The 8,969-nt window shown below is 60.7% G+C and carries 9 protein-coding genes and 1 other RNA gene; 4 read left to right on the top strand and 6 right to left on the bottom strand.

What is annotated here, in order from left to right:
- Window positions 1–55: 55 nt before the first annotated feature.
- Complete coding sequence (locus tag MHZ89_RS20855; RefSeq protein ID WP_120454961.1) at window positions 56–1,966, top strand: transcription antiterminator; 1,911 nt, start codon at window positions 56–58, stop codon at window positions 1,964–1,966.
- Between the two features lie 42 nt (window positions 1,967–2,008).
- Here MHZ89_RS20855 and MHZ89_RS20860 read toward each other — a convergent pair whose 3' ends face one another.
- Window positions 2,009–2,908 (bottom strand): LysR family transcriptional regulator, encoded by a 900-nt coding sequence (locus MHZ89_RS20860; protein WP_120454959.1) that lies wholly within the window; start codon window positions 2,906–2,908, stop codon window positions 2,009–2,011.
- 130 nt (window positions 2,909–3,038) lie between these two features.
- Between MHZ89_RS20860 and MHZ89_RS20865 the strand changes: the two genes are divergently transcribed.
- Window positions 3,039–3,743, top strand: coding sequence for a pirin family protein (locus tag MHZ89_RS20865; RefSeq protein WP_120454957.1), 705 nt, complete (start codon window positions 3,039–3,041; stop codon window positions 3,741–3,743).
- Window positions 3,744–3,785: 42 nt separating this feature from the next.
- Here MHZ89_RS20865 and dolP read toward each other — a convergent pair whose 3' ends face one another.
- From dolP to MHZ89_RS20885, 4 genes are read right to left on the bottom strand one after another with little or no spacing between them, the layout of a single operon-like run.
- On the bottom strand, window positions 3,786–4,358 hold the full coding sequence (gene dolP / locus MHZ89_RS20870; protein ID WP_120454955.1) for a division/outer membrane stress-associated lipid-binding lipoprotein: 573 nt from the start codon (window positions 4,356–4,358) through the stop codon (window positions 3,786–3,788).
- 14 nt (window positions 4,359–4,372) lie between these two features.
- Window positions 4,373–4,960 carry a DnaA initiator-associating protein DiaA gene (diaA, locus tag MHZ89_RS20875; RefSeq protein ID WP_120454953.1) on the bottom strand — a complete coding sequence of 196 codons (588 nt, stop codon included), beginning with the start codon at window positions 4,958–4,960 and terminating at the stop codon, window positions 4,373–4,375.
- Window positions 4,961–4,974: 14 nt separating this feature from the next.
- Window positions 4,975–5,370 (bottom strand): YraN family protein, encoded by a 396-nt coding sequence (locus MHZ89_RS20880; RefSeq protein ID WP_120454951.1) that lies wholly within the window; start codon window positions 5,368–5,370, stop codon window positions 4,975–4,977.
- Window positions 5,328–7,349, bottom strand: a complete 2,022-nt coding sequence (locus MHZ89_RS20885) for a penicillin-binding protein activator (protein ID WP_311784525.1) — start codon at window positions 7,347–7,349, stop codon at window positions 5,328–5,330. The genes MHZ89_RS20880 and MHZ89_RS20885 overlap by 43 nt, the downstream gene beginning before the upstream one ends.
- A gap of 62 nt (window positions 7,350–7,411) precedes the next feature.
- Between MHZ89_RS20885 and rsmI the strand changes: the two genes are divergently transcribed.
- A complete protein-coding gene (rsmI, locus tag MHZ89_RS20890; protein WP_311784526.1) occupies window positions 7,412–8,275 on the top strand; it encodes a 16S rRNA (cytidine(1402)-2'-O)-methyltransferase in 864 nt (287 codons plus the stop codon).
- Window positions 8,276–8,308: 33 nt separating this feature from the next.
- An RNA gene (gene rnpB / locus MHZ89_RS20895) (RNase P RNA component class A) lies at window positions 8,309–8,686 on the top strand.
- 162 nt (window positions 8,687–8,848) lie between these two features.
- On the opposite strand, the gene MHZ89_RS20900 is transcribed toward rnpB, so the two are convergent.
- A partial coding sequence (locus tag MHZ89_RS20900) for an IS1 family transposase (protein ID WP_001481131.1) occupies window positions 8,849–8,969 on the bottom strand: 121 nt, incomplete at its 5' end.

Raw genomic sequence — 8,969 nt, forward strand, 5'->3', positions numbered from 1 at the left:
ATTTTTCGACATGATGCCGCTGAATGCATGCCAGCGCCGTAACAGGTAGACCGCTTTGAGATTCCCTAATCAACGCCTTGCACAGCTGTTTGACGCCCTGCAAAACGAAACGCTGCCTCAGGATGAGCTGGCGCGGCGCTTCGCCGTTTCAACGCGCACCGTACGCGCCGATATCAGCGCGCTCAACGCGCTGCTGGAGGAGTATGGCGCGCAGTTCGTGCTCAGCCGCGGCGAGGGGTATCAGCTAAAAATCGAGGATGCTCAGCGTTTCCAGCGGCTGGAGCTGCAAAAACGCTCGCCGCTGCGCGTGCCGCGCACCTCCGCCGAGCGGGTGCGCTATATGCTGACGCGCTTTCTGACCGCCGCCTGGTCGCTCAAGCTGGAGGATCTGGCGGATGAGTGGTTCGTCAGCCGCGCCACGCTGCAAAACGATATGACCGAGGTGCGCGAATGGCTGGCGCGCTATCACCTGAATATCGAAAGCAAACCCCATTACGGCATGAAGCTGTTCGGCAGCGAAGTGGCGATCCGTACCTGCTTAACCGATCTGCTGTGGCAGATCGATCAGGAACAGGCCGACAGCCCGCTTATCACCATCGAAGCGCTGCACAGCAACATTCTGGAGACGCTGCGCCCGCTGCTGCAGCAGTGCCTGTCGCGCCACAACGTTCGCCTCAGCGATGAGGGAGAGCGCTATCTGCGCCTTTACTGCGCCGTGGCGGTGCGGCGCATCAGCGAAGGGTATCCGCTCAGCGATCCCGGCGCGGAGGATGTCGGTCTCGACGTGCGCGAGGCGGCGCACGAGCTGATTAATCTGCTGCGGCCGCTGGTGGGCAAGCCGGTATCGCCGGCGGAAGAGGGGTGGCTGCGCGTCAATATCGCGGCGCGCCAGATGCAGGAGGTCGCACCGAGCGCCATTAACGCCGATGATGCCGACGCGCTGGTGGACTATCTGCTCAGCTATATCAATACCCACTATAACTACAACCTGCAGGGCGACGAGCAGCTGCGCGCCGATCTGTTGACGCACATTAAAACCATGATCACTCGCGTGCGTTATCAGATCCATATTCCGAACCCGCTGCTGGGCAATATTAAGCAGCACTATCCTATGGCCTACGACGTCACGCTGTCGGCGGTCTCCAGCTGGGGCAAATATACGCCTTATGTTATCAGCGAAAACGAAATCGGCTTTCTGGTGCTGCATATCGGCGTCGGGCTGGAGCGCCACTACGACGTCGGCTACCAGCGCCACCCGCAGGTGCTGCTGGTGTGCGACAGCGGCAACTCGACCCTGCGGATGATTGAGGCGATGCTGCTGCGTAAGTATCCGCAGCTGCAGGTCACGGGGCGCCTGTCGCAGCGCGAATATGAGGAGCGCACGCGCATCGACGAAGATTTCGTTATCTCCACCACGCGCCTGAGCGAGAAAGATAAGCCGGTGGTGGTGATATCGCCGTTCCCCACCGGCTTTCAGCTGGAGCAGATCGGCAAGCTGGTGCTGGTGGATCGCACCCGGCCCTATATGCTGGAGAAGTTCTTCGACGCGCAGCACTTCCTGATTGTCGATAAGCCGATGACGCAGTCGCAGCTGTTTCGTCAGCTGTGCGATCGGCTGGAGGCGGAAGGCTTTGTTGACGCGAGCTTTTATCCCTCGGTCGAGGAGCGCGAGGCGATCGTCAGCACCATGCTGGGCGAAGGCATTGCGCTGCCGCACTCGCTCGGCCTGCTGGCGAAAAAGACCGTGGTTTACACGGTGCTGGCGCCGCAGGGCATTGCGTGGGGAGAGGATACCGCCTCGGTGATCTTTCTGCTGGCGATCAGCAAAAGCGAGTATGAAGAAGCGATGGCGATCTACGACCTGTTCGTGACTTTTTTGCGCGAAAGGGCTGTAGCCCGGCTGCGCGACAGCAAAGATTTCGCTGAATTCAAGGCGGTGGCCATTGAGTGTCTGGGGCGGCTGTAAGATAAGGCTCCAGCCTGAGGGCCGACTGGAGCAGGAACGCGTTTAGCTTTTTTTCGCCAGCAGACGCGGGATTTCGCGCAGGCACCAGGCTTTGGCTTCGCCCATGCTGTCGCGTCGCCACGCCATAATAATATCCACTTCGCGGGTATATTCCGGGCTGACGACGCGCAGCCGACCTTCCGCGATATCCTTCTCCACCAGCGAATAGGGCATAGTGGCGACGCCAAGGCCCGCCAGCAGCGCGCGGCGTTTGTCGTCCATGCTGCTCACCGTCAGGCGCTGCTGTTTATCCAGCAGCTGCACCGTCAGAACCGGACGCTCGCGCGCCGTATCGGCTACCGCAATGCCGCGATACTTCACGCGCGTCACTTCCGACTGCGGCTCCGGCTCGTTATGGATAGGGTGGTCGGCGCTGGCGACATAGACGCTCATCATGGTGTAGAGCTTACGGGTATTGATTTCGGTCGAGGCGCGGAAGTGCATATCGGGCGCGATAACGATATCCGCGCGGCCCTGCTCCAGCCGTTCCCACGCGCCCGCCAGCACCTCAGTCACCAGCGAAATCTGGGTATTGGCTTTTTCCGACAGCTTCTCCACCAGCGGAAAGAGCGCGTCGGTCGGCACCAGCGCCTCGGTAACGATAGTCAGATGCGTTTCCCAGCCGCGCGCCAGCGCTTCGGCGTCGGTAGTGAGCTTGTCCGCCGCCTCCAGCAGCACGCGTCCGCGCTCCAGCAGCATGCGCCCGACGTTGGTGAATTTCGTCCGGTGGCCGGAGCGGTCGAACAGCACCACGTCCAGCTCCTCTTCCAGCTTTTGCATGGTGTAGCTGAGCGCCGATGGCACACGCCCCAGTTCATCCGCGGCCGCCGCAAAACTGCCGCGACGATCGATCGCATCCATCACGCGCAACGCTTCCAGGGTTAAGGCACGCTCTTTAGCCATCCGAACTCTCTTTCAGGAAATTTGAATATGCACGGCAGATTAACTGGCTAACAATACGGCGTCCAGCCTTTTACCATAATGGGTATCAGGTCTGCGGCCGCTCTCTGCCGCAGCGAGCTGGAGGTAAATTATGATAACGACGCGCAGCGCGTCCGCGTGCGGCCAGGCCGATTTCGGCTGGTTGCAGGCACGCTACAGTTTCTCTTTTGGTCACTATTTCGATCCCAAACTCATGGGCTATGCCTCGCTACGGGTGCTGAATCAGGAAGTGCTGGCGCCAGGGGCCGCCTTTCAGCCGCGCACCTATCCGCAGGTCGACGTACTGAATATCGTGCTGCAGGGCGAGGCAGAGTACCGCGACAGTGAAGGCAATCATATCGTCGCGCGCGAGGGCGAAGCGCTGCTGCTCGCCACGCAGCAGGGCGTCAGCTACAGCGAAATCAACCTGCGCAAGGATCAGCCGCTGACGCGTATGCAGCTCTGGCTGGCGGCCTGTCCCGAGCGTGAAAACCCGACGCTGCAAAAGATTGCGCTGTCAGAGCGCGGCAAGCTGCAGCTGATCGCCTCGCCGGACGGCGCGGGCAACAGCCTGCAGCTGCGTCAGCAGGTGTGGGTTCACCAGCTGCTGCTGGCGCCAGGCGAAGAGCAGTCGCTGACGCTGCGCGGGCCGCGCGCCTATCTGCAGTCGATTCACGGTTCGCTGGAGGCGGCAACTTCAGGCGAGCGGCAGGAGAAGCTGGGCTGCGGCGACGGGGCGTTTTTGCAGGAGGAGCAGCAGATTCGGCTGCGGGCGAAAACCGCGACGCGGGCGCTGGTGATTGATATACCGGTATAAAAAAACGGGCGGCTCAGGCCGCCCGTTCTGTTTCTTTGCCTGTTACTTCAGCATGGTGAATGCGGTAGTGACGTGCTTCACGCCGCTGACCCGGCTGGCGATATCCGCCGCGGCTTTCGCCTCTTCCTGCGTTACCAGACCTAACAGGAACACTTCGCCGTTCTCGGTCGTCACCTTCACGTTCGACGATTTCACCTGATCGCTGCCCAGCAGCTGCGAGCGGATTTTGGTGGTGATCCAGGTATCGGAGGACGAAGTGCCCAGGCTCACTTTCTGGCCGATGCGAATTTCGTTATAGACCTCGGTCGCGCCATCTACGCCCATGGCGATCTGCTTAGCGCGGCTGGCGATGTCCTGCGACGGCGCCTGGCCGGTCAGCAGCACTTTGCCCTGGTAAGCGGTGGCGATAATGCGCGCGTCGGTTTTAATCTGCTGATCTTTTGCCAGCGCGTTGCTGACGCGCAGCTCCAGCGTGCCGTCATCTACCTGGGTGCCTACGGTGCGCGGATCGGTGGCGGTTTTGGTGGCGACGGCCGCGCCGCCAGCGACAACGGCGACGCAGCCCTGCAACAGCATGGCGGTTAACAGGATGGCGACAGCATTCAATGCTTTCATGTTTGCTCCTTCAGTCATTCCTGGTGTGGAAACAGGGTGTTATCAATCAGGTCGCACAGACAGTTCAGCGTCAGCATATGCATCTCATGGATGCGGGCGCTACGGTGCGACGGGATGCGAATTTCCACGTCGTGCGGGCCTAACAGGCCTGCCAGCTCGCCGCCGTCATAGCCGGTGAGCGCAACGATGGTCATATCACGGGTAACCGCGGCTTCTACCGCTTTGACGATATCTCGCGTGTTGCCGCGGGTGGAGATCGCCAACAGGACGTCGCCGGTCTGACCCAGCGCGCGCACCTGTTTGGCGTAGATTTCATCGTGCTGACGATCGTTGCCGATCGCCGTCAGCATCACGTTGTCCGCGCTGAGTGCCAGCGCAGGCAGGCTGGGACGCTCAGTCTCGAAGCGGTTAATCATGCTGGCGGCGAAATGCTGCGCGTTGGCGGCCGATGCGCCATTACCGCAGCTGAGAATTTTATTGCCGTTAAGCAGCGACTGCACCAGCGTCATCGCGGCGCGGGAAATGGCATCCGGCAGCGCTTCCGCGGCGGCAATCTGGGTTTGAATACTTTCAGTAAAACACGCTTTAATTCTGTCCTGCACACGACCACCTGGTTCTATACGTCTGCATTAAAGGCATTGGGCAGCCACTCCAGCGCCGTACCGGTAATGGCGATGATGTCGAAACGGCAATCCACCGTATCAAAACTGCCGCCGCGCTGCGACAGCCAAAGGGCGGCGGCGCGCAACAGCTTTTGCCGCTTGAGGCGGGTGACGCTGGCCAGCGCGCCGCCGTAGCGCGCGTCGCGCCGGTAGCGCACCTCCACAAACACCCAGCATGCGCCGTCGCGCATGATGAGATCCAGCTCGCCGCCGCGATAAGTCACGTTGCTGGCGATCCAGCGCAACCCGGCGCGCTCTAAATAGCGCCGGGCGCGCTGTTCCTGTTCAGCGCCGAGGCGCCGCGAGGTCAGGAGGCGGGAACGATCGCGCCCTGACGGTACTGGCTCCATGACAACGCCCTGTTGATCACGCAATCCTGATTCGCGCTCAGCTTGCCGGTATTGCCGTCAATGGTGAAGCCCGGCGTCTGGCGCATCTGATTAAAACTGTTCGCCAGCGTCCAGGCGTCAATGCCCATTGCATAAAGGCGAACCAGCGAATAGTCGTTGTTAAACGACTGCGCTGCCCGCTGCATCAGCGCCGGATTACGGCCTGAAAGCAGCGGAATATCGCTGAACTGCAGTCCTTCCATCTCCAGGCGGAAATCGGGGCCTGCGCCAGCCTGATAGCTGCGTGAACTGGCGTAGAGCGATGCCGCGCTACGGCTGCCGGTGCGCATGGCGATCATCGGCTTGATCAGCTGTAGCTCATCCTGCGTCGAAACGATATAGACCGAATCGACGTTGCCGCCGCTGCTCGCCGCTGGCGGCGCGCTCTGCTGCTGCGGCGAGGGAATATTCAGCCCGGCGATAGCGACGCCCTGCGGTTCAGCCGGCTGCGTAGTAACCGGCGTGCCGCTCAGCGTAATGCCCGCGCCGCTGTTGATGCCTTGCTTCAGCTCAGCAGTCGAGCCAAAACGCTGTTGCAGCGGCGCACCGCCGCCCAGTTTCTGCCACTCCTGCGCAAAGGCGTTAACCACGCGATCGCCGAAGCTGCTGCGCGGCACCAGCAATAGCGGCTGGCGTTTGCCCTGATCCCACATATGGTGCGCGGCATCGCGCGCTTCGTCTTCAGGAGAAAGCGCAAAGTAACAAACATTCGGATGGTTCTGGATCTGCTCCGGCGCGTTAAGCGCCAGAACATTAAGCGACGTCTGGCTGTTAGCGACCGCTTCAACGTTGCTTTTCAGCAGCGGACCGACCACGAGGGTGGCGCCATCCTGCTGTGCCTGCTGCATCACCTGCTGAATCGGCTGGCTGCTGGTGTCATACACCTTGACCTGCGTAGTGCTGGAAGGGGCGCTTGCCGTCGGCTGCTGCGGCTGCGCGGCTGCGGGCTGCTGGGACTCGGCTGGCGTGATCGAGGCGGCTGCCGGGCTGACCACGGCGTTGGCTGCGCCAGTAGGCGCAGGCTGCGCGTCTGCGGCGGCGGCAGGCTGAGCTGCGGTCGGCTGCGGCGCAGCGTTCAGGGCGCCGTTTTTCGCATCGTTGAAGCCTTTCTCAATCGCGCTGGCGAAGACCTGCGCCTGACCGTTCAGCGGCAGCAGCAGCGCGATGGTGCTGGTAGAGGCTTTAGTAAAGTTCTGCGCCTGGCTTAACGGCGTCGGCAGGGTTTTAGCCGCCGGGTTTTGCGGATAGCGCGTCTGCCAGTCTTTAAGAGCGGACTTCAGCATCTCGCCGTCCTGCGCGTTGGCGCGCCAGACGTTAAGCAGATCCAGCCAGCCCTGCAGGGTATTTTCACTGGCGTTGATCACCAGGCTGCTGGCTTCCTGCGGCGTCATCTGCGTCAGCGCCTGCCAGGTGGCGTCGATGTTTTTCTGATGATCGTCGCCGGTCAGCAGCGGCTCCTGCGCAATATAGGCGCGCAGCAGCGCCAGCGAGGTTTTACCCTGCACGGCGGCGATCTGCAGACCGTAGTAGCGCGCCTGCTGCTCTTTCGACAGGTCGTCGACTTTCACCTGATTCAGCAGCTGCGTCGCGCCCGGCACGTTCTGCTGGCTAAACAGGAACTGCGATTTAAGCAGCAGCAGTTCCTGCTGTTGCGTGTCGCTGAGGCGGCTCGGCAGCTGGTTAAGCTGCTGGCCAGCCTGTGGATACTTTCCTTCTTTCATCAGGGCACGGATGGCAAGTAATTGCCAGTCTGTCCTGCTATCATCGCTGCTTTGCTGCACTTGCTGCAGATAGTAATCAGACCCGCCGGTCACGGGTCCCTGAATATTAACGTTTGAGGTTTGCGGCCCCTGACCGCTACAGGCGGCTAAAATCAGCCCAGCAAGAAGGACAGGCACAAAGCGTCCTGCTTTATGACGAACGACTTTTGAAGGAAGCATACTGTATCCAGTGATGTTTTTTTCAAGATGCTCAATATTAAATCGGCAATTCGGATGAAACAATGAAACAACTCGATCGGGCAGAGATTTCTGCCAGCACGCTCTACATCGTTCCAACCCCGATTGGTAATTTGGGTGATATCACCCAGCGGGCGCTGACGGTGCTTTCGGGCGTCGATCTGGTCGCAGCGGAAGATACACGTCATACCGGACTGTTGCTACAACATTTCGCCATCGCTGCGCGGCTCTTCGCACTTCACGACCACAATGAACAGCAGAAGGCCGAACTGCTGCTGGCGAAGCTGCAGGAAGGGCAGAGCATCGCGCTGGTCTCCGATGCCGGCACGCCGCTGATTAACGATCCGGGTTACCATCTGGTACGCCGCTGCCGCGAGGCGGGCATTCGCGTGGTGCCGCTGCCTGGTGCCTGCGCTGCCGTCACAGCATTAAGCGCCGCCGGGTTACCGTCCGATCGTTTCTGTTACGAAGGGTTTCTGCCTGCCAAAACCAAGGCGCGCTGCGACACGCTGCGCGCGCTGGCGCAGGAGCCGCGCACCCTTATTTTCTATGAGTCTACCCATCGTCTGCTCGACAGCCTGCAGGATATGGCGAGCGAGTTGGGTGCCGGGCGCTACGTGGTGCTGGCGCGCGAGCTGAGCAAGACCTGGGAGTCGATTCACGGCGCGCCGGTGGGTGAGCTGCTCGCCTGGGTCAAAGAGGATGAGAACCGTCGCAAAGGGGAGATGGTGCTGGTCGTCGAAGGGCATAAGCCGGACGAAGAGGCGCTGCCCGCCGAAGCGCTGCGTACGCTGGCGCTGCTGCAGAAAGAGCTGCCGCTGAAAAAGGCGGCGGCGCTGACCGCGGAAATCCACGGCGTGAAGAAAAATGCGCTCTATCGCTTTGCTCTCGATCAGCAAGAGACGTGACAATTGCAGTCGAATGGCCTATCATCCGGCGCCGAAGCTGACCAGACAGTCGCCGCTTTGTCGTCGTCCCTCTTGTAGGGAGACGGGCAGAGGGGAGGAAAGTCCGGGCTCCATAGGGCAGGGTGCCAGGTAACGCCTGGGGGGCGCAAGCCTACGACCAGTGCAACAGAGAGCAAACCGCCGATGGCCCATTTATGGGATCAGGTAAGGGTGAAAGGGTGCGGTAAGAGCGCACCGCGCGTCTGGCAACAGTTCGCGGCACGGTAAACTCCACCCGGAGCAAGGCCAAATAGGGGTTCGCATGGTACGGCCCGTACTGAACCCGGGTAGGCTGCTTGAGCCAGTGAGCGATTGCTGGCCTAGATGAATGACTGTCCACGACAGAACCCGGCTTATCGGTCAGTTTCGACTTTTCAGGTGAAAACCCCGCGCAAGCGGGGTTTTTGCTTTCTGGAGCAAGCTGCCGCCCACTTTGTGCCACGTTCGCCGCCGTTGAAAATGACAAAGCTGCCTGCTCAAATCACGAACATTTCGGCCCATAAGGGATATATCGCTGCGGGTAATGACTCCAAATTATTGATAGTGTTTTATGTTCAGATAATGCCCGATGACTTTGTCATGCAGCTCCACCGATTTTGAGAACGACAGCGACTTCCGTCCCAGCCGTGCCAGGTGCTGCCTCAGATTCAGGTTA

Source organism: Pantoea sp. ACRSB, from assembly GCF_022346905.1.
Classification (GTDB): Bacteria; Pseudomonadota; Gammaproteobacteria; order Enterobacterales; family Enterobacteriaceae; genus Pantoea; species Pantoea piersonii.